Origin of the sequence: Aeromonas sp. L_1B5_3, assembly GCF_963866575.1 — a bacterium.
In the GTDB taxonomy this organism is placed as follows: domain Bacteria; phylum Pseudomonadota; class Gammaproteobacteria; order Enterobacterales; family Aeromonadaceae; genus Aeromonas; species Aeromonas jandaei.
This window is the reverse complement of the sequence record NZ_CAWMDN010000131.1, coordinates 61,356-84,225: the sequence shown is the minus strand read 5'-3', so window position 1 is coordinate 84,225 and position 22,870 is coordinate 61,356. Positions and strand designations below refer to the sequence as shown.

Here is a 22,870-nt window from a genome sequence, read left to right as displayed (position 1 = left end):
TAATTTTCAGGATCAGTCAGGAAATCGGCTTGAAACGCCAAGAAGTGTTAAATTTAAGATAATTAACTGATAAGAATCTGGGAATACTCATGCAAACACCACACATTCTGATCGTCGAAGACGAACTGGTCACTCGTAATACCCTGAAAAGCATTTTCGAGGCAGAAGGCTACATCGTACTCGAGGCCAACAACGGCGACGAGATGCATCAGGCCCTCACCTCTCACACCATCAATCTGGTGATCATGGACATCAACCTGCCGGGCAAGAACGGCCTGTTGCTGGCCCGCGAGCTGCGCGAGAACGACAACATCGCCCTGATGTTCCTGACCGGTCGTGACAACGAAGTGGACAAGATCCTGGGTCTGGAGATCGGCGCCGATGATTACATCACCAAGCCGTTCAACCCCCGTGAACTGACCATCCGTGCCCGCAATCTGCTGAGCCGCACCATGAATGTGGCCGCTGGTGGCGAAGAGAAGAAGCTGGTTGAACGTTACCTGTTCAACGGCTGGGCGCTGGATATCAACAGCCGCGCGCTGGTCAGTCCCACTGGCGACATGTTCAAGCTGCCGCGCTCCGAGTTCCGCGCCATGCTGCACTTCTGCGAAAACCCGGGCCAGATCCAGACCCGTGCCGAACTGCTGAAGAAGATGACCGGCCGCGAGCTCAAGCCCCACGACCGTACCGTCGATGTGACCATCCGTCGTATCCGCAAGCACTTCGAAAGCGTCAACGATACCCCCGAGATCATCGCCACCATCCACGGCGAAGGTTACCGTTTCTGCGGCGAGCTGGAGCAGGAGTAATTCCGCACCGCTTACCCATCCGAAGAGGCGCCTGTGGCGCCTTTTCTTTTTTTCCGGCTCCCGGTACGCCATGTAGAGTGGCAAAGAGGAGCAAATCGCGGACAAACAAAAAGCCCACTCGCAAGAGTGGGCTTTTTGCTTTGAAGCTGGAGCGGGCAGCGGGAATCGAACCCGCATCATCAGCTTGGAAGGCTGAGGTAATAGCCATTATACGATGCCCGCCTGGCATCTGAAATTTGGAGCGGGTGATGGGAATCGAACCCACGTATGCAGCTTGGGAAGCTACCGTTCTACCATTGAACTACACCCGCGTCAGGGCTCCTACTATATGCATTTTGCCGGTGAGCGCAATGCCGTCCTTGCCACTTTTTTCAATAAATCAATCTGTTCGGACAAGGATTGAACAGTCGGTTGCTTTTTCAAGCAAACATTTTCAACACAGATAATTTACAAGGTTGCCAAGGCCAAACGGCGAGGATAGTCTTGCGCCACTCGACGCGAGGATGGTGGTAATGGATAAAAAAACGCAAAAACGTCTCTATGGCTGGTTGCGCACGCAATCGAGTCACGGTCGCCGCTGGATCACGATTTCCATCGCCTTTGGCCTGGGTCAGGGCATTCTGATGGTGGCGCAAGCCTGGCTGCTGGCGACCCTGCTCCACGGCTTCATCATGGAGGGTAAACAGCCGGAACAATCCATCCCCCTCTTTATTACCCTGCTGCTGGTAACTCTCGGCAAGGCGGCACTCGCCTATGGCCGCGAAGTGGCCAGCTTCAAGGCCGGCAGCGCGGTGCGCCAGACCATCCGCCAGCTGGTGCTCACTCGCTTAAGCCGTCTCGGCCCTGCCTATATCCAGCGTCGCCCGGCCGGCAGCTGGGCCAGCCTGCTGCTGGAACAGATTGAAAACATGCAGGATTTCTTCTCCCGCTATCTGCCGCAGATGGCCATCGCGGTCTTTATTCCGGTAGTCATTCTGGTGGCCGTATTCCCGGTCAACTGGGCGGCGGGCCTGATCCTGCTGGGCACAGCACCGCTTATCCCCATCTTCATGATCCTGGTCGGTGTCGGTGCCGCCGATGCCAACCGCCGCAACTTTCAGGCGCTGGCTCGTCTCTCCGGCCACTTCCTCGATCGCCTGAAGGGGCTGCGAACCCTGCAACTCTTTATGCGTACCCAGGCTGAAGGCGACGCCATTCGCGACGCCTCGGAAGATTTTCGTGAGCGCACCATGGAAGTGCTGCGCCTTGCGTTTTTGAGCACCGCCGTACTGGAGTTCTTTGCCGCCATCTCGGTCGCGCTGGTCGCCGTCTACTTCGGCTTCTCCTACATCGATCACCTCGATTTTGGCCACTATGGCAGCAAAGTTACTCTCTTTACCGGCCTGTTCGTGCTCTTCCTTGCCCCCGAGTTCTACGCACCGCTGCGCGAACTGGGTGCCCACTACCATGCCAAGGCACAGGCCATCGGTGCTGCCGAACAGCTGCTCGAATTCCTCGAAGCCGAGGTGAGCGAGCCAGCCGCAGGCAGCACCCCTTTCCACGCCGACAGCCCCATCAAGGTTGAAGCCAAAGGTCTGGAAGTGCTGAGCGCCGAGGGCAAGGTGCTGGTCGGCCCCATCGACTTCACCCTTGCAGCAGGCTCACGCACCGCCCTGGTCGGCATCAGTGGTGCCGGCAAAAGCTCGCTGGTCAACGCCCTGCTCGGCTTTGCCCCCTATCGCGGTGAGCTCAAGGTAAATGGTCAGGAGCTGGCCACCCTCGACATGAGTCAGTGGCGCCTGCAACTGGGCTGGCTCTCGCAAAACCCGCAACTGTTTCACGCCTCTCTTCGCGACAACCTGCTGCTGGCCAAGCCAACAGCCAGCGATGCCGAGCTGGAGGAGGCCCTGAAACGGGCGCAGGCATGGGAGTTTGCCATGGAGAAGGGGTTTGATTATCCGGTTGGCGATCAGGCGGGCGGCCTCTCGGTCGGTCAGGCCCAGCGCCTTGCGCTGGCGCGCACCCTGCTCAAGTCAACCCAGCTGATGGTGCTGGACGAACCGACCGCCAGTCTGGATCGCCACTCGGAGCGGGCCATCATGGCCACTCTTGAAGAGGTGATGGCCAGCCAGACTCTTTTGATGATCACCCACCGCCTCGACCAGCTCGGCCAGATGGATCAGATCCTGGTGCTGGAGCGCGGTCAGCTGGTGGAACAGGGCAACTTCCAGCAACTTTGTCAGGCAGAGGGGCCATTCGCCCGGCTGCTCTCCCAACGTTCCGAGGGCTCTCTCGATGACTGATCTCTTGCCGTTTCTGCGCCTCTACCGTCAACACTGGCTCAGCCTCTCCCTCGGACTGCTGCTGGCACTGGTCACTCTGATTGCCGGGATGGGGCTACTGTCCCTCTCCGGCTGGTTCCTCTCTGCCGCTGCCGTTGCCGGGATGGCAGTCGCCAGTCGCGATAGCTTCAACTACATGACGCCAGCTGGCGGGGTGCGCTTCTTCTCCATCATCCGCACCGCCGGTCGCTGGGGTGAGCGGGTGGTGAGCCACGATGCCACCTTCCGGGTACTGACCCGGCTGCGGGTCTGGTTCTGGCAAAAGCTCTCGCCACTCTCCAGCGGTACACTGGCAGGCTTTCGTCAGGCGGATCTGCTTAACCGGCTGGTGGCAGATATCGACGCCATGGACCACGTCTACCTGCGCCTGCTCACCCCCATCGGTGCCGCGCTGCTGGGCACGGGTGCCATGGTGCTGTTCCTCTCCCTGTTCGACAGCCGTCTCGCTCTGACCCTTGGCGCCATTCTGCTGTTTGGCATGATCGCCCTGCCGCTGGTGTTCTACTTCCTCGGCCGTCGCCCCGGTCAGGCACTGATCGCCGAAAAGGCCAGCCTGCGCACCCGCATGGTGGACTATCTGGATGGTCAGGCCGAGTTGCAGATGTTTGCCGCCGCCCCCAAGGCGCTGGGTGAACTGCAACAGGCCGAGCAGGCACTGCTCGCCGCCCAGGCCCGCATGGCCAAAGTGAGCGGGCTGGCCAACTTCTCGGTGCAACTGCTGAGCGGCTGGACCCTGACCCTGATGCTCTGGATGGCAGGCCACGGCGTTGCGGGAGCTGCGCCCGCTCCCGTTACCGCCCTGATGGTATTTGCCACGCTGGCAAGCTTCGAAGCGCTGATGCCGCTGGCAGGATCCTTCCAGCACCTCTCCACCAGCCTCACCTCGGCACGCCGCCTGAACGAGATCCTGCAGGAAGCCAAAGCCCCCGAGTGGGGCAGCGAGCAGGCTCATGCCAGCCAAGGTTCGCTGCAGATCAATGACCTCTACTTCGGTTATCCCGGCAATCCGCAGCCGGTGTTGCGCGGCTGCACCCTGCAACTGCATGCTGGCGAGAAGCTGGCGCTGCTGGGCCAGACCGGCTGTGGCAAATCGACCCTGATGGGCCTGCTGACCCGCGAGTGGAGCCCGCAGGCGGGCAAAATCCTGCTGGGTGGCAAGCCGCTGACCGACTACAGCGAAGGGGCGCTGCGCGCCTCCATCTCGGTGGTGAGCCAACGGGTACACCTCTTTGCCGATACCCTGCGCGGCAACCTCAAGCTGGCGGCACCGACCGCCACTGACGAACAGCTGGTTGAGGTACTGACCCGGGTTGGCCTTGCCACCCTGCTGGAAGATGAAGCGGGTCTGGATGCCTGGCTCGGCGACGGTGGCCGCCCGCTCTCCGGTGGTGAACGCCGCCGTATCGGCATCGCCCGCGCCCTGCTGCACGATGCGCCGCTCTGGCTGCTCGATGAACCTACCGAGGGGCTCGACAGCCAGACCGAGCGGGAGATCATGGCGCTGCTGTTCACCCTGGGGGCCGATCGCTCCATGCTGCTCATCTCCCACCGTCTACTGGGACTGGAGCAGATGGATCGCATAGCCCTGATGGAAGAGGGGCAGATCCGCCTCTGCGCCCCCCATCACGAATTGCTGGCAGATGAGTACTATCGCAGCCTGCATCAGCGGCTGGCACCGGTCTGATATCAGCCTGATGGCGGTCACACCCTGACATTCGGGGTCAAAACGGGGCTGGCCGCCACAGGTGACTGGCCCCTATAATGGCCCCTCATTATTCAACAAGATGCCGACATGGAGCGCCTGCGCCTTTCTACTGTCCTCATCACCGACACAAGATACGAGATGATGAAACGCCTGATCCTGATGATGCCCCTGATTGCCTCCGGCTGTGCCAACTACGCCTTCAACAGCAATCTGGATAAAGAGAACTTCGACGACTACTTCAAACCCGGTAGCGTGCGGATTTACGAGCAAGCTCAGCTGGCCGATCTCAACTACCTCTACCTCGGCACCGTCGAGGGGGAATCGTGCCAGGCCGATGCCAAGCAGCCGGTGCCCAACGCAGGTGAAGCGCGCACCCTGGCTCGCCGCCGCGCTGCCGACATGGGCGGCAACGGCGTCACCTTCGACAAGTGCAGCGAATTCAGCGATACCCCCGGCTGCCTGAAGCAGGTCATCTGCTACGGTCAGGCGCTGAAAGTGGCTGAAGAGAAGTAACGACTCATGGCGCTCGCCATCGTCCGTCTCGGCTCGCCCCGCCTCCCCGACGAGGGGCTGCGGATCGGCACGGTACGTCGCCCGCCCCGCGGCGTGCCAAAAACCGAGTTTGCCAGCCAGAACTGGTATGACGTCTGGTTCCCGAACCTCGCCCCTAGCAGCGAAACCATGAAGCTGGGGCAGGCCGCGGAGACCCCGGCCCAGTGGGCTGCCTTTGGCAAGGCGTACAAGGCGGAGCTGGCAACCCCGGCAGCCAAACACGATCTGGCACTGCTGGCTGCCCTCTCCCACACCACCAACCTGTCGGTGGGCTGCTACTGCGAGCAGGAGTCCCGCTGCCATCGCGCCATTTTGCGGGAGTTGCTGGCGGCCGCAGGTGCGGACATCCGCTAGCACCCGCATGCCATGCCGGTAAAAATAAAAACAGGAGGGCATCATTACGATGCCCTCTGGTTTTCAGGTATTACATAACGCGCCAGTTCGCTATGCGCTATCGCACCTGCTGGCGCAGCAGCGTCTCTTGCTCAACTGTCATCCCTTCAGCCACCGCCGCATCCGGCGTACGTGCCAGCCACTCGGCCAGATCGGCGGCCGTCTCCTCCAGCGGCCGGAAGTTGAGACCATGCACAATGGCCGCCTCGGCGCTGATGCGGCCATAACCGGCATACTCCGGCAACATATTGGGCAGCAGGGTCGGATAGCTCAGCCAAGGCTCGACACCGGCCGCAAGCAGTGCCTGCCAAGGCGCCCAATCAGCCTCTATGGGGGTGGCAACTCCCACTCTCGCCGCCAACCGCTCGACCCAATCGGTCAGCGCAATGCCCGGTTTGACCAGATTGAAAACTCCCGTCAACTGCTGCTCGGCAGCCCGCAGCACAAACTCGGCGCAGTCGCGCACATCCAGATATTGCAGTCGATCCAGCCCCTCCCCCGGCAGCAGCCAGCGCCCGCCCTGCTGCACCCGCTTCACCCACCAGGCCATACGGCCGGTGTGATCATGGGGGCCGCACAATACGCCCGGGCGCAGAATGCAGAGCCGATCCCCCCAGCGGGCGCGATACACCTCTTCGCACAACACCTTGAGCGGGCCATACTCCTCGGGCTGCTCGCCCGCACCGATGACATGCAGTGGCGCCGATTCATCCATTCCGGGTTGGGCAAAGTCGCGATAGACGCTGATGGTGGAGATAAAGATGAGCCGCTCGCAGCGCCCGAGCAGGGCCGCCGACAGGCTCGCCGCCTGCTCTGGCCGATAGCAGCAGGTATCGATAACGAGATCCCACTGCCGCCCCTCTCCCTGCAGCGCACCCAGATCGCCATTGCGATCGCCGGTAAGCTGTACCAGCTCCCGCCAGTCGGGATGCTGGTGATGGCCGCGATTGAACAGGGTCACCTCGTGACCCCAGTCAAGCGCCAGCGCAGTCAGGTGGCGCCCCAAAAATCCGGTGCCACCGATAATCAGCAGTTTCATCCCTCTCCCTCCCCATCCGGCTTACTGTTGCGGTCTTCGCACCGTGGCGAGCCAGCACCGCACCTCCTGTTTGTCCCACCCTACGCAACTTGGCGCCAAGGCACAGCCCTCGGTATACCGGGATGGGACGGGGATCACGGCAGCAGGCGGCGAGGACGCCGCACGGGGAAGCCTGCGTTTTGGGGCCGCATGTGCTAAATTGCCAGGGTTTTCAGCCAGGATCCGCCATGAAGTTCGAAATCGACACCCTCGGGATAATCCGCTCTCCCTACAAGGAGAAGTTCGCCATTCCGCGCCAGCCCGGCTTGGTCAAATCGGCCCGTGCCCGCCTCGAGCTGCGCCCCCCCTACGATCAGCCGGACGTGCTGCGCGGCATCGAGCAGTTCTCCCATCTGTGGCTCAGCTTCGTCTTTCACCAGACCATGGAGCAGGGGTGGAATCCGACGGTGCGCCCGCCGCGCCTGGGCGGCAACGAACGGGTCGGGGTCTTTGCTACCCGCTCCACCTTTCGCCCCAATCCGCTCGGCCTCTCGGTCGTCGAGCTGCACGGGGTAGGTCGCGAGCGCGGTAAACTCTGGCTGGAGCTGGGTGCCGTCGATCTGCTCGATGGCACTCCGATCGTCGATATCAAACCCTATATTCCCTATGCCGACAGCCTGCCGGAGGCCCGTGGCGGCTTTGCCCCCGATGCCCCGACCCCGCCGCTGGCGGTGAGCTTCAGCCCGGACGCCGAGTTGCAGCTGCAAACATGGAGCCAGCGCTACCCCGAGCTGCGCCAGCTGGTGAGCGAAGTGCTGGCACAGGATCCACGCCCTGCCTACAAGAAGGGCAAGCCGGACGAGAAGGAGTACGGCGTGCGGCTGTTCAACTGCAATGTGCGTTTCCGGATCAGCGAGCCCGCCTGTCTGGTCATTGCCATCGAACCGGCCTGACCATCAGGGTCAGGCCAATCTTTTCACGGGCGCTTCACACTGCTCACGGTTTAATTAACCTGTAAATTGTGTGGTATTGATCAGCTCCTCAACGAGCCGGCAGTGATACCATCTCCATGGCAGTATCATGCGGAAAATACAGACGATTTTCCTCTAACGGGCGCTCCGGCCTGCACCAGTGTGTATCCGGCAGGCGTCGCCAATGGAACTGGCCTCCTCCGATCGTTTCGCTCATCGGGAGATGCCACACGGATGTGACTCTTTGACTGAAGGAAACCAACCATGCTGATGAACAGTGAACAACGCTACGGCACCCTGAGTCTCGGGCTGCACTGGCTGACCCTGTGGGCCATGATCGCCGTCTATGCCCTGATCGAATTTCGCGACATTTTTCCCAAAGGAGACCCAGGTCGGGATCTGATGAAGGAGTGGCACTTCATGCTGGGGCTACTGATCTTTGCACTGGTCTTTGTCAGACTGGCCCTGCGCTGGATGAGCCCGACGCCGCGTATCGTGCCCGAGCTCTCCCCCCTGATGCACAAGCTGGCCAAGCTGGCCCATATCGCCCTCTACGGCTTCCTCATTCTGACCCCGCTGTGTGGCTGGCTGCTGCTGAGCGCCGCTGGCAAGCCCATCCCCTTCTTCGGGTTTGAATTGCCTGCGCTGATAGCGCCTAGCCCTGACGCCAAAGGGTTTATCAAGGAGGTGCACGAAACCCTGGGCAACCTGGGTTACGCCCTGATCGCCCTGCACACTGTGGCCGCCCTCTTCCACCACCATGTGCTCAAGGACAACACTCTGACCAATATGCTGCCGCCACGCCGCAGCTAAGGCGTTGCAGACAGACAAAAGAGGGGGCCACCATGGCCCCCTCTTGCTATCCGGCATCCATCACGCCTGCCTGGCCAACGGCTCGCTGCCTTTGCCCCGACCCTCTTTGGCCAGTGCCTTCACATTTCCTTTCCCCTCGACGGGCCCGCTCTCCAGCTCCTGATTGGCTGGTACCGGTGCGGGAGAGCTGGCAGAGCTCTCATCCGGACGAGAGTGACCGATAAAATTGCCCCCCTTGCTGATGGAGAGGCTGCCGCCCTTGAACGTCCCCTGCATGCGGCCACTCTCGAGTATTTCGACTTCGGCAGCAGAGCAGGTACCATCCAGCAGGCCATTGATGATGACGCGTGGTGCCTTCACCTCTCCCTCGACACGGCCACCCGCCATGATGCGCAGGATCCCGTCGCTCAGCACTATGGTGCCGACCAGCACACCACGCACCTCCAGATCCCCCTCAAGCTGCAACTCCCCCTTGAAGCGGGCACCTGCGGCGATCACCGTTGCCGTTCCCGGCACTGAGCCCTCACTCTTGGCTTTTCGTCCAAACATTCCGAATCTCTCCCCCAACCAGACAAGCAGAACCAGTGGCATGGGCGCCACTGGCCATAAATAGGCATCCGACCCCAGCACATAGAGCAGCAGTGCCGCTCCCCAGCAGAGCCAGACCAGATAGAGAAGGTCGCTACGCTCCCGCTCCTGCAGGTGGCATCGCCACCTGATGGCCATCTCTCTCATCACCACACCCTTTGCAGCATGGCCAGTCAGCAAATGCCGATGCGATGGCCATCGATAACAACATGCTCGGGATAGACGACCAATCGGAGGAAACTCTGAAGCCCGGGTGATTCAGTCCCGATACAGGCGGGAGGCATTAGGATACGGATTGACTCCGCATAGCGAACATCTTCTAATTGACTGCTTGGATCCCTATGACCGCCGCACACACCATGAAAATTCTCCTGGTCGAAGACGACAAGCTGCTCAATCACCACCTCTCCTCTCTGCTGACCGAAGCAGACAATCAGGTCTACAGCACCGATCAGGCAGGGATTGCGCAGCACTATGCAACGGATTACCCCATCGACGTGGCCATCATCGATCTGGGTCTGCCCGATATGGATGGCCTGCAACTGATCCGCGAGCTGCGCGAAAAGCAGATCCCCTTTCCCATCATCGTCCTCACCGCCCGTGGCAACTGGCAGGACAAGGTGGAAGGGCTGGAAGCGGGTGCCGATGACTATCTGGTCAAACCGTTTCAGAAGGATGAGCTGCTGGCTCGCCTCAACGCGCTGGTGCGCCGCAGCGCCGGCTTTATCTCGCCGCGAGTAAAAGCGGGTGACTACGAGCTCGATCTCTCCCGCAAGGAGCTGACCATCGCCGGTGAAGTGGCCGTGCTGACCAGCTTCGAATACCTCATTCTGGAGTACCTGATGCGCAATGCCCGTCAGGTGGTCTCCAAGCAGCAGCTGCTCGACCAGCTCTACGGCGATGGCGAAGGGGATCCCAACACCATCGAGGTCATGGTCAGCCGCCTGCGCAAGAAACTGGATCCGGAGGGGACAATTCAACCCATCTCCACCATCCGCCGCCAGGGTTACATCTTCAACCTGTCGTGCAACTGATGCGATTCTGCCCGCTACTGCGGATGGTGCGGGTGCTGCGCCGCTCGCTGCATATCAAGCTGCTGCTCAGCTCCCTGCTGGTGATCGCCCTCAGCATGGGGTTTGCCGTCTATGCCCTCTACCTCGGCCATGTCGAGGAGCAGACCCAGAAGGCGAGCGCCCGGATGCAGGAGAACCTGGCCAAACTCTTCTCCTCGACCGAGCCGAGCAATGGCGGCCCGACCGATCTCAGCCACATCTCCCGCAATGCCGGGGATGCCGACCTCGACACCCTGATTTGCCGTGCCGATGGCGAACGGATCTGGTCGAGCCTGCACATGCCGGAGGTGATCAAGGCCAAAGAGAGTATCTGTGGCGACCTGATGCAGTATCTGGGGGGGATGGATCTCGACTACTTCTTCAAGAAGCACACCATCAAGAACGGTGAAAGCTACTTCGTCTACAGCCTGCGTTTTATCCGCAACCCCGGCACTGGCACCACCGCCTACTACGTGGTGATGATCGATTCGGCCAAGCGCTATCACGCCGAATCCCTCGCCTATCTCGGCCATATCGCCCGGCAGGCGGTGCTCGCCTACATGCTGCTGGCCAGCCTGCTGCTGCTCACCACCTACTGGAGCCTCGGCTCCCTGCGCACCATTGCCCGCCAGATCGATGACATTCGCTCCGGCAAGCTCGACTCTCTCTCCAGCGACTTCGAGCAGGAGCTCACCCCGCTCACCGAGTCGGTCAACCAGCTGCTGGAGAACGAACGGCAGCAAACCCAGCGCTACCAGCACGCCCTGAACGATCTCGCCCACAGCCTGAAAACCCGGCTGGCGCTGATCCAGATGACCACCCGCGAGCTGGAGCTGGGCCGGGAGATCCACGACAACATCAACGAACAGATCCTCACCATGGATCAGATGATCCAGTACCAGCTCAGACGCGCCGTCACCGGCCGTCAGCGCCTTGCCAGCAAGGGGACCGAGCCGGTACCGCTTATCGAGAAGCTGCTCGCCAGTCTGACCAAGGTCTACCGTCACAAAAAGCTGCAAACCCACTTCACGTTCGATGATGATGCCCTGTTCCACGGCGAACAGGGGGACTTGATGGAGTTGATGGGCAACCTGCTCGACAACGCCTGCAAGTTTGCCATCAGCGAGGTGCGGGTGACCCTGCGTCGCCATCTCGAGCGCCTGCGCATCGAGGTGGAAGATGATGGCCCCGGCATCGACGAGGCCAAATCCGAACAGATCTTCCAGCGCGGTGTGCGCGCCGACAGCTCCCCTGGCCAAGGCATCGGTCTGGCGGTAGTGACCGAAATCGTCCACAGCTACGGCGGCCAGATCCGGGTGGATGAATCTCCTCTTGGCGGTGCCCGTTTTACCCTGGATCTCCCCTGACAGCACGCCTGTCTCCCCCCTTGAAATTTCTCCGTTGCGGGCCCTTTAGCGGCCCGCAGCCCTTTGCTCATCAGACCACATATTGGTCGCATTCATGTCCCTCGATGTTACAATCCCGTCACAAAAATCGGGAAAGGTAATGAAAACATGAAGATCCGAATGCTATTGCTGGCCGCCCTGCTCTGCCACGGCGCCGTACAGGCGCAAGAGAAGGCCCCCGATGGCTGGCAAGATGGCCCCATAACCCGCCTCAAGGCACAGGCCCTGCTGCAAACCCTCAACGCCACCTTGCTGAGCAACCCGAGTGCTACCGTCACCCTGCAAAACTGGTGCGCCGACCACAAGATGGCGGGCGAACCGCGCATTCGCGCCCTGCGTGACCAGACAACACGCAAACCAGCCGATGCCGCCACCCGTGAGCTGTTCAAGATCGGCGCCGATGAGCCGGTGGGCTATCGCCGGGTGCAGCTAACTTGCGGCGATCATATCTTCTCGGAAGCGGACAACTGGTATGTCAAAAGCCGCCTCACTCCGGAGATGAACCAGCTGCTCGACAGCAGCGACACCCCGTTCGGGCTCGCAGTCAAGGCGCTCAACTTCAGCCGCAAGACCCTCTCCTCCACCCTGCTCTGGTCGCCCCTGCCGGCTGGCTGGGAGATGAAGATGCCCGTCATTGCCACCGGCAAAGCACCGCTGACCATCCCCGAGCAGGTATTGCAGCACCGCGCCCTGCTTTCACGGGAGGATGGCACGCCGTTCAGTCTGGTGGTCGAGACCTACCGCCGGGATCTGTTCGCCTTCCCGCTGGATGCGGGCAACGGTCAATGATCCAGCGCTGGCAAGCGGCCAATAAAAGAGGCCGGACTATCTCATTTCGTCCGGCCGGCTTGCTACACGGGAGAGCTTTCTGTCGGTGTTTATTCAGATAAAAGGGACGGCACCATAGCGATTTGAATAGGGATTGCCGCGCTTTGCCTTGAAAAAAAGCACCATCAGCGGGCCGATAATCGGGATTAATCCCAGCAGCAAAAACCAGCCATTGCGACCAATGTCGTGCAGACGGCGCACGCTCAATGCCCAGCAGGGCACAATAATAAAGAGACCATATACGCCCATCAGTTTGTAGCCATAATCCAGCTGTTTGGTCAGCAGCGAGAGGATGACACAAATAACGGTATTGATAAGAACGAACATCCAATATTCTTTGCGCGAGGCCCGTCCTTTGAAATCAGCAAATTTCTGAAATGCACGAAAATACCAGTTCATAAAAACTCCAGCTTCTGCGTCTATGTTGATTTTGCACGAAGGAGACAGAAATAAGCGATAGCAAAACCATCAGTATTGGTATTGGTCGCTTGTCATAACCTGCTGCGGCCAGACAAAGATAATTGGACATTGTGATATTCAGCAAGACAATTAGAATTATAAAATATAAAAAAGAATACCCCGTTAATCACCGATATGGCCAATGAGCGCCGCCAGCGGTGCCAGCTCTGGTTTTGCGCAGTGTGACAGGCCCCAAGTTTTAAAGATTTTTGATAATTTTTGATAACTTTTCATCGTGCAAACACGCACAATAAGGGCTTTGCAGCAGAGCCATAGGCGCCGTTTCCGGCCAATGCTGGCCCCAAAAGCCGCAAAGGGAGCCCGGCTAACGAGTGGCAGCGGAAGAATCGAAGCTGGATAACGGCAGCCAACAGTGTGGTAACTGGATAAACGCTACGTTGGCAGGCCAAGCTCAATAACAGCGCATGGATATCAGGGATGACCAGATGAACAAGACAGCGGCTATATTCTCCATTCTCTTCAGCATAAATCTCCATGCTGGCCAGAACCTTACGACCATTAACAGCGATGCTCATCCGGTTATCGGGGTATGGCGCCTCAATTTTGCCGATACCAGTTGTTATGAAGAGTACGACTTCAGGGCGGATGGTCGTCTCTATACCTCGTCAAATCAACAGCAGATCGAATCATCCTATATTATTGAGCGCGAGCCATCTGCCTCCGGATTTTACAAGCTGGAAGAACATATTCTCAAAGAAAATGGCGGCAAAGACTGCCTGGACATGTCCCAGAATGAGGATACTGACTACGTCTACTATCTGAAATTTTCGCCGTCGGAAGATCAGTTTTTAATCTGTCTCGATGAGAGCGATGAAGAGTGTATTGGTTATTTTATTCGTCAGTCCAGTCCGCACCAACAAAAACTACAGCAGATAGTGGTAACCACCATGTAGCCCATAGGCTTTATGGATTTAATTTATTTGATGCTGACCTGCCCCTTACAATATAAAGAGAAACAGAGTGAGTTCACAGCAAATAAAAACATCCTGCCTTTATTCGACAAAAAGCCAACAATGCTGCCCACCAAAGAGATAAATATGGTTGTGCTAACCGGTTATATCATTGTGCCTGCCTCCGATTTACCAGCCGTCATGGGGGAGCTTGATAACCATATCCAGCTGACCCGACATGAACATGGCTGCCTGCAGTTCGAGGTGACGCAAACCAGACTCAACTCCTGCCGTTTCGAGGTCTGCGAGACCTTTCGCGATCCCGCCGCCTTTGCCGCCCATCAGGCCCGGGTCAAAGCCTCCCGCTGGGGGGAGATCACGGTCAATGTCGAGAGACACTATACCGTGACGGGACTTGGCGAATAGCCGTAGCCCCTCGCCTATTTTCCACCTTCAATGATTGAGAGACTTATGATCCGCCCATTATCCAAATCCGATCTCGATGCCGCAGTCGAGCTCTGGTATCAGGCCTCGGTCAAGGCCCACGGCTTTATTCCCGCCGACTTCTGGCATGCGCAGCGTGCCGCGATGCGTGATATCTATCTGCCCGCCAGCGAGAGCTGGGTTTATGAGGAGCAGGGGCTGCTGGCGGGGTTTATCTCCTGGCATCAGGGCTCTGTTGCCGCCCTCTTTATCGCCCCGAGCTTGCAATCACAGGGGCTGGGTCGCCAGCTGCTAGACCAACTCAAGTCACGGCATGAGCAACTTGAGCTCACCGTCTACGCCGAGAATGAGCAGGCGCGACGCTTTTACACCCGCAACGGCTTTCACGAGGGGGAGCAGAGAATATGCGAGCATAGCGGCCACGCCGAGATCATCATGCATTGGCAGCGGGGCATCTGAAGTCAAAAACACTCGCTGATTGCTGACATGCTGCGGCAGGGCGGGCAGGCGTTGCCTTGAATGCCATGACGCCATTCTCTACAATGCCCCACTTTATATCCATTTCGGGTCATAGCCATGATCGATACCAGCACCAAGCCGGCACTGCCGGATCACCTCTCCTGCAATCCCCGCAGCCCCCACTATGTGGCGGCCTGCTTCGAGCATCCGATCGGTATTCGCCTGAACGGCAAAGAGCGCACCGACGTCGAAGAGTACTGCATCAGCGAAGGCTGGGTGAAGATCCCCTCCCCCAAGGCGCTGGATCGCCGTGGTCAGCCCATCCTGATCAAGCTCAAGGGCACCGTCGAAGCCTATTACAGCTAATTGCAGCTACCCGCTTCGGTTAAAAACAAGGCCACCCTCGCGGTGGCCTTGTTGTTTGCGTCGGTCAGTACGACGACAAGCTGGTCGGGTTTATACCCCCAGCCGGTCGCGCAGGGTGTACCAGGCGGCGCCGGCGGCGGTGAAGGGGATGCGGAACAACCGGCCACCCGGGAAGGGGTAGTGCGGCAGTTTGGCAAAGGCATCGAAGCGCTCCGCCTGACCGCTCAGCACCTCGGAGAGCAGCTTGCCCGCCAGATGGGTGCAGGTGACACCATGGCCGCTGTAACCCTGCATGTAGTAGATGTTGGGGCCGATGCGGCCAAACTGCGGCAGGCGCGACAGGGTGAGCAGGAAGTTGCCGGTCCAGGTGTACTCCACCTTGACGTCGGCCAACTGCGGGAAGGTCTTGAGCATCTTGGGGATGATCAGCCTCTCGATATCCGCCGGATCCCGCGCGCCATAGACCACGCCGCCGCCATAGATCAACCGGTGATCGCCGGAGGTACGGTAGTAATCGAGCAGGTAGTTGCAATCCTCCAGACAGTAGTTCTGCGGCAAGAGTGAACGGGCCCGCTCCTCTCCCAGCACTTCGGTGGCGATCACCTGGGTGCCGCAAGGCATGCTCTTGCTGGCCAATTCCGGCACCAGATTGCCGAGGTAGGCGTTGCCGGCCACCACGATAAAGCGCGCCTTCACCGCTCCTTTGGCGGTCTTGACCAACGCCGGCTGACCCGGAGTAATGCTGGTGACGGCGGACTGCTCGAAGATCTGCCCCCCCTGGATGCGGATCGCTTCCGCCTCCCCCAGCGCCAGATTGAGAGGGTGAATATGGCCACCGCTCTTGTCGAGCAGGGCGCCGACGTAGCGATCACTCGCTACCACCTCGCGCACCCCCTTGGCATCGAGCAGCTCCAGCTGCTCATTGCCCCACTTCTCCCAGCGCGCCTTCTGCGCCTTGAGCTCGTGCAGCTGCTTCTCGGTCTCGGCGGCAAAGACGCCCCCCTCCTGCAGATCGCACTGGATGTTATAGCGCTTGATCCGCTCACGGATGATCTGGCCCCCCTCAAACAGCATGGAACCGAGCAGCCTGGCCTGATCCGGCGGGCAGTTCGCTTCTATGGTGTCAATGTCGCGGCTGTAGGAGTTGACGATCTGGCCGCCGTTGCGGCCGCTGGCGCCAAAGCCGACTCGTGCGGCCTCCAGCACCACCACCTTGTAGCCCTTCTCTACCAGATGCAGGGCGCTGGAGAGGCCGGTATAACCCGCCCCGATGACGCAGACATCGCACTCCAGCTGCTCGGTCAATGTTGGGTAGGGCGCGTGTTTATTGGCGCTGGCTGCGTAGTAACTGTTTACATGTTCGGTCATGATCCCTGTTTCCTTACCGGTTCTGTTGCCAAACTACTGTCAGGATTAAAAGCTCGCCGGGGTGTGGGCGCTGACGATGCGGCAGGTCTGCCCCGACGGATTGCTGAAACTGTGGGGCTCGCCGGTGTCGATCACATAGCTGTCGCCCGCTTCGAGTTGATAGCTCTGGCCTGCCACCGTCAGGGTTACCGACCCCTCCAGCACGGTGCCGACCTCCTCTCCCTGATGCTTGACCTGCCCGCCGGTGTCGGTACCGGGGGGATAGGTCTCCAGCATAAAGCCGAGCTGGCGGCGGTTGTTGCCGTTGTGCACCAACTTCATCGAGACCCCCTGACTGCCCAGCTCGATAAGCTGTTCAGCCTTGATCACCACGCTGCAGGGGCGACTCTCCTCCTCGGCGAAAAAGCGCGACAGCGGCAGGCCATAGACGGTGAGCAGCTTTTGCAACGACGCCACCGAGGGGCTCACCTTGTCCTGCTCTATCATGCAGATGGCACCGTGGGTCAGGCCGCTCAGCTCCGCCGCCCGCCGCTGGGAGAGCCCCAGCTGGTGGCGCACTGCCGCCAGCCGCTCGCCCATGGTACGGGCACCACTCTGCGGCACCAGCTGCAGGCGAGCCTCGCTCTCACTGCTCTGTGGCCCGCTCATGGCAGGCCCCCTCTCATCTTCTGCCTGCACTCCCGCAACATGGGTCATCTCCCTCTTCCCTCTGGTTAAAATAGCGGACCAGCACCATACCTGGCTGTTTGCGATGCCACACACATATCGTTAATTATTTTGCACACCCCAACCATCACACCAAGCCACCGGATCGGGGTAAACTGCGCTACACAGCCCATTTTCTAGCACGCAGCACACCAACAATTCAAATATATTTAACACTTGAAAAACATTTCAGCTCAATTTATGGTCTCCCTGTGCTTATTATTTTATACGGCAGCACCACAGGATGAGCCGCATCATCGCCACCTTGCTGCCAGGTTTCACCATTGAGGCTTGCCATGTCCGCTACCAGCTCCAATCAAAGCTTGATCAAATCCCGCGCCTATATAGATGGTCAGTGGTGCGAGGCCGCCAGCGGCCGCACCTTCGAGGTCACCAATCCGGCTACCGGTGCCGTGATCACTCAGGTGCCCGACATGAATGAAGAGGATACCCGCCGCGCCATCGCGGCCGCCCACGCGGCACAACCCGCCTGGGCAGCCCTCACCGCCAAGGAGCGCAGCAACAAGCTCTACGCCTGGTTTACCGCCATCACCGCCCACAGCGATGAACTGGCCCGCATCATGACCTGCGAGCAGGGCAAGCCGCTGGCGGAAGCCAAGGGGGAAGTGACCTACGGCGCCAGCTTTATCCAGTGGTTCGCCGAAGAGGGCAAGCGCGCCTATGGCCGTACCATCCCGGGCTTTAGTGGCGATCGCCGGCTGGCCACCATCAAGCAGCCGGTCGGGGTGGTCGCCGCCATCACCCCGTGGAACTTCCCGATTGCCATGATCACCCGCAAGGCGGGCCCGGCGCTGGCCGCCGGTTGCACCATCGTCATCAAGCCTGCCGCCGAAACGCCGCTCTGCGCGCTGGCACTGGCGGTACTGGCCGAGCAGGCGGGGATCCCCGCCGGGGTCATCAATATCGTCACCAGCCACCAGCCGAGCGCGGTGGGCAACGAGTTGTGCAACAACCCGACTGTGCGCAAGCTCTCCTTCACCGGCTCGACCCGCATCGGCAAGCTGCTGATGCGCCAGTGCGCCGACACCATGAAGCGCCTCTCGCTGGAGCTGGGCGGCAATGCTCCCTTTATCGTCTTTGACGACGCCGATCTCGACGCCGCCGTGGCCGGGGCGCTCGCCTCCAAATACCGCAACGCCGGGCAGACCTGCGTCTGTGCCAACCGCATTCTGGTGCAGGCCAGCGTCTATGACGCCTTCGCCGAGAAGCTGGCTGCCGCCGTCGCCGCCTTCAAGGTGGGAGATGGCATGAGTGAGGGCACCCAGATCGGCCCGCTCATCAACCCGGCTGCCGCCAGCAAGGTCGCCGAGCTGGTGCAACAATCTGTTGCCGCCGGTGCCGAAGTGCTGCTGGGTGGCGAGCCCCACCCCGCTGGCCCCCTGTTCTACCGCCCCACCATTCTGGGCAAGGTCGCCAGGGACAACCCCATCCTGCAGGAGGAGATCTTCGGCCCGGTCGCGCCGCTGGTGCGTTTCGAGAGCGAAGCCGAGGCCATCGCGCTGGCCAACGATACCCCCTATGGTCTGGCCGCCTACTTCTATGGCCGCGACATCGCCCGGGTGTGGCGCGTCGCCGAGCAGCTTGAATACGGCATGGTCGGCATCAACGAGGGGATCATCTCAACCGAATTGGCCCCCTTTGGCGGCATCAAGGAGTCGGGTCTGGGTCGGGAGGGGGCAGCCGAGGGGCTGGAGGAGTATCTGGAGACCAAATACCTCTGCTTTGGCGCCATTCGCTAGGGCAGCAGAGGGCTAAAGCATCGCATTCATCGATGCTTTAGCCGCAATATACATCGCTTTTACAGATAGATGCAGACGCTCACCCGAGGCGGCAAGGGGCGTAATTTGGCCTGCGCTGTCTCGCAAGAGGGCTTTTGCAACACACACCACACGCCGCCGATCTGGCCCGATGGGCTAATTGGCGGTGATGGGCGCCAGATCGCCCGCCACATTTTCAGGGAATATCCGGGGCTGCGGCCCCTCAGGGAGGAAAGATGAGTCAGTCAGAATCAAACAAGGCGTGGCAAGCGCGCCGCGAAGCGGCCGTGGTCAACGGCGTTGGCACCCTGCTGCCGGTCTTTATCGACCGTGCGCAAAATGCCGAGCTGTGGGATGTGGAGGGCAACCGCTACATCGACTTTGCCTCCGGCATCGCCGTGCTCAACACCGGCCACAACCACCCGAAAGTGTTGGCAGCGGTACGCGAGCAGCTGGAAAAGTTCAGCCACACCTGTTTTCAGGTCACCCCCTACCCGGGCTATATCGAGCTTGCCGAAAAACTCAACGCCCTGGTGCCCGGCCCGACCCCGAAACGCACCCTGTTTCTCTCCACCGGCGCCGAGGCGGTGGAGAACGCCATCAAGATTGCCCGCGCCCATACCGGTCGCAGCGGTACCATCGCCTTCAAGGGGGGCTTTCACGGCCGTACCATGATGGGCATGGCGCTCACCGGCAAGGTGGTGCCCTACAAGACCGGCTTTGGCCCCTTCCCGGGCGAGGTCTACCACATCCCCTTCCCCGCCGATTATCTGGGGGTGAGTGAAGAGGATGCCCTGCACGCCCTCGACCTCTGCTTCAGCGCCGATATCGAGCCCTCCCGCGTTGCCGCCATCATCATCGAGCCGGTACAGGGCGAAGGGGGCTTCTATCCCGCCTCCGCGAGCTTTATGCAAAAGCTGCGCAGCGTCTGCGATCAGCACGGCATTCTGCTCATCTGCGACGAGATCCAGAGCGGCTTCTGTCGCACCGGCAAGACCTTCGCCACCGAGTATGCCGGCATCGAGCCGGACATCATGACGTTGGCCAAGAGTCTGGCGGGCGGCTTCCCCCTCTCCGCCGTGGTGGGCAAGGCAGAGATCATGAACGCCGCCAAGCCGGGCGGCCTTGGCGGCACCTATGCCGGTTCCCCCATCGCCTGTGCCGCCGCGCTGGCGGTATTGCAGGTGATCGAAGAGGAAAAACTCAACCAGAAAGCGCTGGATCAGGGTGAGCAGATCAAGGCGGGGCTGCAACGCATAGCCGAGCGTTTTGACTGCATAGGTCAAATTCGCGGACCCGGTGCCATGGTGGCCATGGAGCTGGTGAAACAGCGCAATGCCGACCAGCCCGATCCCGACCTCACCAAACGTCTGGTGGCCGAGGCGGGCAAACGCGGTCTGGTCCTGCTCTCATGCGGGGTGCGCGCAAATGTCATCCGTTTTCTCGCCCCGCTGACCGCCCCGGCGGCAGTGATTGACGAAGGGATGCAAATCCTTGAAAAATCACTGGAGGCCGCGCTGGCCTGACCAGCAGGAAAGTAACCGCTAACCTGTGCAAAAAAATGCAGTTTTGCCCCCTTTTTTTCTTGTCAAGGGGGCCCTGCAAATGCACAATGCGCCGCCACTGCAAGGACCGGTATTACCACATCTCGCCGGTCCTTTTTTGTACAGTGAACAAACCCATAAACGAGGCCGGATCACCCCCGGAAAAGATAGCGAGATTGGCAGCAATCTCCCGACACCACATTCAGTGAGGAACAACATGGGGCATCTCAATGCTTTCCGACCGGCTCTGGCCGGTGCGCGCCACCCCGGCGCCCTTGATTCCCGGGCCTCTTTCCCGGTTTCGTTGATGGAGTGTGCCGCCCCGGCACCGCGTGAGGAACAGGCATGATGAACGCCCAACCGGTTGGTCTGAAAAAGACCCTGAAACTGTGGCAGGTCGTGGTCATGGGTCTTGCCTACCTCACCCCCATGGCAGTGTTCGACACCTTCGGCATCGTTACCGAGATCACCGAAGGTCATGTCCCTACCGCCTACCTGTTTGCCCTGATCGGCATGCTGTTCACCGCCCTGAGCTACGGCCATCTGGTGCGCAAGTTCCCGTCGGCAGGCTCTGCCTATACCTATGCCCAGAAGGTGTTCCACCCCTATGTCGGCTTTATGGTGGGCTGGACCTCCCTGCTCGACTATATGTTCATGCCGATGATCAACATGCTGCTAGCCAAGATCTATCTGCAGGCGCTCTTCCCGAACGTAGAGCCCTGGACCTATATCTTCGGTCTGGCGGCGGTGATGACCGCCCTCAACCTGCGCGGCATCAAGCTGGTGGCCAACTTCAACAGCGTCATCGTCATCATGCAGTTCAGCATCATCGCCGTCTTTATCGGCCTGATCGCCTGGGGCGTGCACAATGGCGAGGGGCTGGGCACTGTGGCCAGCAGCCGGCCCTTCTTCTCCGAGCAGATCAACATCTCGCCGCTGCTGATGGGGGCCTCGATCCTCTGTCTGTCGTTCCTCGGCTTTGATGCCATCAGCACCCTGTCGGAAGAGACCCCGGATGCGGATCGGGTGATCCCCCGCGCCATCGTGTTGACGGCGCTGATCGGCGGTGTGCTGTTTGTCACCACCTCCTACTTCCTGCAGCTCTTCTTCCCGGACATCTCACGCTTCCAGCATCCGGACGCGGTGCTGCCGGAGATCGCCCTCTATGTGGGCGGCAAGCTGTTCCAGGCGGTGGTGCTGGTCTGCACCACAGTAGCGGTCCTCGCCTCCGGGCTCGCCTCCCACGCCGGCGTATCGCGCCTGCTCTACGTGATGGGACGGGATCGCGCCCTGCCGAGCCGCTTCTTCTCCTATGTGCATCCGAAGTGGCAGACCCCGGCCTGCAATGTGCTGCTGGTCGGCCTGCTCGCCCTCTCCGCCGTTTCGTTCGATCTGGAGATGGCGCTGGCCCTGATCAACTTCGGCGCTCTGGTGGCCTTCACCTTCGTCAATCTGGCGGTGATTGCCCACTTCTATGTGAAGCTCGGTCGCAACAAGAGTCTCAAGGATCATCTGATCTATCTGCTGCTGCCGCTCTGTGGCGCCGCCTGTATCGGGGTGCTGTGGCTCAACCTTGAGCCCTCCTCCTTCGAGCTGGGGCTGATCTGGGCGGCGCTCGGTGCCATCTACCTCTTCCTGCGCCTGACGGTATTCCGCATTCCGCTGCGCACCAGCGAGGAGATGGCGCAATAAGCCACCCGCGCGGATAAAACGATAAAGGAGCCTGCGGGCTCCTTTGTTTTAACTCTGTCATGCTGATTGTTTAGCGCGTTGCTCTCCGTTTTAACGCTTTGCGCTTACTCTCCTTCACCGCGCTGGCGATCCCCTGATCTGCTGTATGTGATGCGGTTATGGCCGCCACCTTATTGGCAACTCCGCATGTTTTGCCATTGCGCTTTTTGCTGAAAATGTGACTGATTTCAAATCGGCACCCGCCACTATCGCCCTCCGTAACATGGCACTGACCAGGCAAACCATTTAATTTAGTCACTTTTGTGACTAAACATGCAGTCGTTATTTTCCCCCGCCAACCCCCTTATTCCCGCCAGCAACGCCTCCGGGAGGTTGGGCTACAGTCCGGGGGATGGCGGCAAATATGATCAGGATCAATCTTGAGGCGCAATGCGCCCTGCAGGGACAATCAGGACAAATTTCGCACAACAGAAAAATAGTGCTCCGCCCCCCTCTATGCCCCCGTAAAGAGGGGGGCGGCACGGGGTCGGCCACAGGGGGCGAGTGACCACTTACCTTCGCTGCGCTTATGCAAAAAAATGCGATATTGAGCCGATTATTGCTTGTCAAGGGGGAATCCCGAATGCACAATACGCCGCCAATAAAGGACCGATGTTCACTGCGACATCGGTTTTTGTATTTTGAAGAG

The 22,870-nt window shown here is 60.0% G+C and carries 22 protein-coding genes and 2 tRNA genes; 17 read left to right on the top strand and 7 right to left on the bottom strand.

Going from position 1 to position 22,870, the window contains the following annotated elements:
* Positions 1 to 89 precede the first annotated feature (89 nt).
* Positions 90 to 809 carry a two-component system response regulator ArcA gene (gene arcA, locus AACR93_RS16715; RefSeq protein WP_005338193.1) on the top strand — a complete coding sequence of 240 codons (720 nt, stop codon included), beginning with the start codon at positions 90 to 92 and terminating at the stop codon, positions 807 to 809.
* Positions 810 to 956: 147 nt separating this feature from the next.
* Here arcA and AACR93_RS16710 read toward each other — a convergent pair.
* Both AACR93_RS16710 and AACR93_RS16705 read right to left on the bottom strand, forming a co-directional pair.
* Positions 957 to 1,031 (bottom strand) — tRNA-Gly (locus AACR93_RS16710).
* 15 nt (positions 1,032 to 1,046) lie between these two features.
* Positions 1,047 to 1,120 (bottom strand) — tRNA-Gly (locus AACR93_RS16705).
* A 201-nt stretch (positions 1,121 to 1,321) separates the two neighbouring features.
* Here AACR93_RS16705 and cydD point away from each other — a divergent pair.
* The 4 genes from cydD to AACR93_RS16685 all read left to right on the top strand — a co-directional run bounded on the left by cydD (position 1,322) and on the right by AACR93_RS16685 (position 5,741).
* Entirely contained in the window at positions 1,322 to 3,091 is a 1,770-nt protein-coding gene (gene cydD / locus AACR93_RS16700) for a heme ABC transporter permease/ATP-binding protein CydD (protein WP_043851408.1), read from the top strand.
* On the top strand, positions 3,084 to 4,814 hold the full coding sequence (gene cydC, locus AACR93_RS16695) for a heme ABC transporter ATP-binding protein/permease CydC (protein ID WP_043851407.1): 1,731 nt from the start codon (positions 3,084 to 3,086) through the stop codon (positions 4,812 to 4,814). The genes cydD and cydC overlap by 8 nt, the downstream gene beginning before the upstream one ends.
* Positions 4,815 to 4,976: 162 nt before the next feature.
* Positions 4,977 to 5,348, top strand: coding sequence for an Rcs stress response system protein RcsF (rcsF, locus tag AACR93_RS16690; RefSeq protein ID WP_033113362.1), 372 nt, complete (start codon positions 4,977 to 4,979; stop codon positions 5,346 to 5,348).
* A 6-nt stretch (positions 5,349 to 5,354) separates the two neighbouring features.
* Entirely contained in the window at positions 5,355 to 5,741 is a 387-nt protein-coding gene (locus AACR93_RS16685; protein WP_043851406.1) for a DUF488 domain-containing protein, read from the top strand.
* Positions 5,742 to 5,838: 97 nt separating this feature from the next.
* Here AACR93_RS16685 and AACR93_RS16680 read toward each other — a convergent pair whose 3' ends face one another.
* Positions 5,839 to 6,819 carry an NAD-dependent epimerase/dehydratase family protein gene (locus tag AACR93_RS16680; protein WP_043851405.1) on the bottom strand — a complete coding sequence of 327 codons (981 nt, stop codon included), beginning with the start codon at positions 6,817 to 6,819 and terminating at the stop codon, positions 5,839 to 5,841.
* A gap of 227 nt (positions 6,820 to 7,046) precedes the next feature.
* On the opposite strand from AACR93_RS16680, the gene tsaA reads away from it, so the two are divergent.
* Together tsaA and AACR93_RS16670 are read left to right on the top strand one after the other, a co-directional pair.
* The gene (gene tsaA / locus AACR93_RS16675; RefSeq protein ID WP_043851404.1) at positions 7,047 to 7,751 is read left to right on the top strand and encodes a tRNA (N6-threonylcarbamoyladenosine(37)-N6)-methyltransferase TrmO; all 705 of its coding nucleotides are present in this window, start codon (positions 7,047 to 7,049) and stop codon (positions 7,749 to 7,751) included.
* Positions 7,752 to 8,033: 282 nt separating this feature from the next.
* Positions 8,034 to 8,582, top strand: coding sequence for a cytochrome b (locus tag AACR93_RS16670; protein ID WP_033113337.1), 549 nt, complete (start codon positions 8,034 to 8,036; stop codon positions 8,580 to 8,582).
* A 60-nt stretch (positions 8,583 to 8,642) separates the two neighbouring features.
* Here AACR93_RS16670 and AACR93_RS16665 read toward each other — a convergent pair whose 3' ends face one another.
* Entirely contained in the window at positions 8,643 to 9,317 is a 675-nt protein-coding gene (locus AACR93_RS16665; RefSeq protein WP_043851403.1) for a bactofilin family protein, read from the bottom strand.
* 212 nt (positions 9,318 to 9,529) lie between these two features.
* Between AACR93_RS16665 and AACR93_RS16660 the strand changes: the two genes are divergently transcribed.
* The 3 genes from AACR93_RS16660 to AACR93_RS16650 all read left to right on the top strand — a co-directional run bounded on the left by AACR93_RS16660 (position 9,530) and on the right by AACR93_RS16650 (position 12,417).
* Positions 9,530 to 10,204 carry a response regulator gene (locus AACR93_RS16660; protein ID WP_033113361.1) on the top strand — a complete coding sequence of 225 codons (675 nt, stop codon included), beginning with the start codon at positions 9,530 to 9,532 and terminating at the stop codon, positions 10,202 to 10,204.
* A complete protein-coding gene (locus AACR93_RS16655; protein ID WP_041208266.1) occupies positions 10,204 to 11,589 on the top strand; it encodes an ATP-binding protein in 1,386 nt (461 codons plus the stop codon). Before AACR93_RS16660 ends, AACR93_RS16655 begins: the two co-directional genes overlap by 1 nt.
* Before the next feature lie 147 nt (positions 11,590 to 11,736).
* On the top strand, positions 11,737 to 12,417 hold the full coding sequence (locus tag AACR93_RS16650) for a hypothetical protein (protein ID WP_043851402.1): 681 nt from the start codon (positions 11,737 to 11,739) through the stop codon (positions 12,415 to 12,417).
* Between the two features lie 93 nt (positions 12,418 to 12,510).
* Here AACR93_RS16650 and AACR93_RS16645 read toward each other — a convergent pair whose 3' ends face one another.
* Complete coding sequence (locus AACR93_RS16645) at positions 12,511 to 12,855, bottom strand: DUF805 domain-containing protein (RefSeq protein ID WP_033113334.1); 345 nt, start codon at positions 12,853 to 12,855, stop codon at positions 12,511 to 12,513.
* 506 nt (positions 12,856 to 13,361) lie between these two features.
* On the opposite strand from AACR93_RS16645, the gene AACR93_RS16640 reads away from it, so the two are divergent.
* From AACR93_RS16640 to AACR93_RS16625, 4 genes are all read left to right on the top strand, one after another.
* Positions 13,362 to 13,829 carry a hypothetical protein gene (locus AACR93_RS16640; RefSeq protein WP_052497090.1) on the top strand — a complete coding sequence of 156 codons (468 nt, stop codon included), beginning with the start codon at positions 13,362 to 13,364 and terminating at the stop codon, positions 13,827 to 13,829.
* Between the two features lie 144 nt (positions 13,830 to 13,973).
* Positions 13,974 to 14,252: a putative quinol monooxygenase gene (locus AACR93_RS16635; RefSeq protein WP_231556967.1), complete on the top strand. Its 279-nt coding sequence runs from the start codon at positions 13,974 to 13,976 to the stop codon at positions 14,250 to 14,252.
* A gap of 45 nt (positions 14,253 to 14,297) precedes the next feature.
* Positions 14,298 to 14,729 carry an N-acetyltransferase gene (locus AACR93_RS16630; protein WP_043851401.1) on the top strand — a complete coding sequence of 144 codons (432 nt, stop codon included), beginning with the start codon at positions 14,298 to 14,300 and terminating at the stop codon, positions 14,727 to 14,729.
* Positions 14,730 to 14,846: 117 nt separating this feature from the next.
* Positions 14,847 to 15,095: a DUF3297 family protein gene (locus AACR93_RS16625; protein ID WP_043851400.1), complete on the top strand. Its 249-nt coding sequence runs from the start codon at positions 14,847 to 14,849 to the stop codon at positions 15,093 to 15,095.
* Between the two features lie 90 nt (positions 15,096 to 15,185).
* Here the strand turns inward: AACR93_RS16625 and AACR93_RS16620 are convergent, their stop codons facing one another.
* Complete coding sequence (locus tag AACR93_RS16620; RefSeq protein ID WP_033113332.1) at positions 15,186 to 16,463, bottom strand: NAD(P)/FAD-dependent oxidoreductase; 1,278 nt, start codon at positions 16,461 to 16,463, stop codon at positions 15,186 to 15,188.
* Between the two features lie 45 nt (positions 16,464 to 16,508).
* The gene (gene puuR, locus AACR93_RS16615) at positions 16,509 to 17,111 is read right to left on the bottom strand and encodes an HTH-type transcriptional regulator PuuR (RefSeq protein WP_041208438.1); all 603 of its coding nucleotides are present in this window, start codon (positions 17,109 to 17,111) and stop codon (positions 16,509 to 16,511) included.
* A gap of 353 nt (positions 17,112 to 17,464) precedes the next feature.
* Here puuR and AACR93_RS16610 point away from each other — a divergent pair, with 353 nt between their 5' ends.
* The 3 genes from AACR93_RS16610 (at position 17,465) to AACR93_RS16600 (ending at position 22,182) form a co-directional block, all read left to right on the top strand.
* The gene (locus AACR93_RS16610; protein ID WP_043851399.1) at positions 17,465 to 18,928 is read left to right on the top strand and encodes an NAD-dependent succinate-semialdehyde dehydrogenase; all 1,464 of its coding nucleotides are present in this window, start codon (positions 17,465 to 17,467) and stop codon (positions 18,926 to 18,928) included.
* A gap of 254 nt (positions 18,929 to 19,182) precedes the next feature.
* Complete coding sequence (gene gabT, locus AACR93_RS16605; protein ID WP_043851398.1) at positions 19,183 to 20,472, top strand: 4-aminobutyrate--2-oxoglutarate transaminase; 1,290 nt, start codon at positions 19,183 to 19,185, stop codon at positions 20,470 to 20,472.
* Positions 20,473 to 20,838: 366 nt separating this feature from the next.
* Positions 20,839 to 22,182 carry an APC family permease gene (locus AACR93_RS16600; RefSeq protein WP_041208437.1) on the top strand — a complete coding sequence of 448 codons (1,344 nt, stop codon included), beginning with the start codon at positions 20,839 to 20,841 and terminating at the stop codon, positions 22,180 to 22,182.
* Positions 22,183 to 22,870: the final 688 nt, after the last annotated feature.

Coding starts and splice junctions, on each gene's coding strand:
- cydC (WP_043851407.1), top strand. CDS start 3,084: ATGACTGATCTCTTGCCGTTTCTGCGCCTCTACCGTCAACACTGGCTC.
- AACR93_RS16630 (WP_043851401.1), top strand. CDS start 14,298: ATGATCCGCCCATTATCCAAATCCGATCTCGATGCCGCAGTCGAGCTC.
- AACR93_RS16640 (WP_052497090.1), top strand. CDS start 13,362: ATGAACAAGACAGCGGCTATATTCTCCATTCTCTTCAGCATAAATCTC.
- AACR93_RS16635 (WP_231556967.1), top strand. CDS start 13,974: ATGGTTGTGCTAACCGGTTATATCATTGTGCCTGCCTCCGATTTACCA.
- AACR93_RS16655 (WP_041208266.1), top strand. CDS start 10,204: ATGCGATTCTGCCCGCTACTGCGGATGGTGCGGGTGCTGCGCCGCTCG.
- AACR93_RS16620 (WP_033113332.1), bottom strand. CDS start 16,463: ATGACCGAACATGTAAACAGTTACTACGCAGCCAGCGCCAATAAACAC.
- AACR93_RS16610 (WP_043851399.1), top strand. CDS start 17,465: ATGTCCGCTACCAGCTCCAATCAAAGCTTGATCAAATCCCGCGCCTAT.
- gabT (WP_043851398.1), top strand. CDS start 19,183: ATGAGTCAGTCAGAATCAAACAAGGCGTGGCAAGCGCGCCGCGAAGCG.
- rcsF (WP_033113362.1), top strand. CDS start 4,977: ATGAAACGCCTGATCCTGATGATGCCCCTGATTGCCTCCGGCTGTGCC.
- AACR93_RS16670 (WP_033113337.1), top strand. CDS start 8,034: ATGCTGATGAACAGTGAACAACGCTACGGCACCCTGAGTCTCGGGCTG.
- tsaA (WP_043851404.1), top strand. CDS start 7,047: ATGAAGTTCGAAATCGACACCCTCGGGATAATCCGCTCTCCCTACAAG.
- arcA (WP_005338193.1), top strand. CDS start 90: ATGCAAACACCACACATTCTGATCGTCGAAGACGAACTGGTCACTCGT.
- AACR93_RS16645 (WP_033113334.1), bottom strand. CDS start 12,855: ATGAACTGGTATTTTCGTGCATTTCAGAAATTTGCTGATTTCAAAGGA.
- AACR93_RS16685 (WP_043851406.1), top strand. CDS start 5,355: ATGGCGCTCGCCATCGTCCGTCTCGGCTCGCCCCGCCTCCCCGACGAG.
- AACR93_RS16660 (WP_033113361.1), top strand. CDS start 9,530: ATGAAAATTCTCCTGGTCGAAGACGACAAGCTGCTCAATCACCACCTC.
- AACR93_RS16600 (WP_041208437.1), top strand. CDS start 20,839: ATGAACGCCCAACCGGTTGGTCTGAAAAAGACCCTGAAACTGTGGCAG.
- cydD (WP_043851408.1), top strand. CDS start 1,322: ATGGATAAAAAAACGCAAAAACGTCTCTATGGCTGGTTGCGCACGCAA.
- AACR93_RS16665 (WP_043851403.1), bottom strand. CDS start 9,317: ATGAGAGAGATGGCCATCAGGTGGCGATGCCACCTGCAGGAGCGGGAG.
- AACR93_RS16650 (WP_043851402.1), top strand. CDS start 11,737: ATGAAGATCCGAATGCTATTGCTGGCCGCCCTGCTCTGCCACGGCGCC.
- AACR93_RS16680 (WP_043851405.1), bottom strand. CDS start 6,819: ATGAAACTGCTGATTATCGGTGGCACCGGATTTTTGGGGCGCCACCTG.
- AACR93_RS16625 (WP_043851400.1), top strand. CDS start 14,847: ATGATCGATACCAGCACCAAGCCGGCACTGCCGGATCACCTCTCCTGC.
- puuR (WP_041208438.1), bottom strand. CDS start 17,111: ATGAGCGGGCCACAGAGCAGTGAGAGCGAGGCTCGCCTGCAGCTGGTG.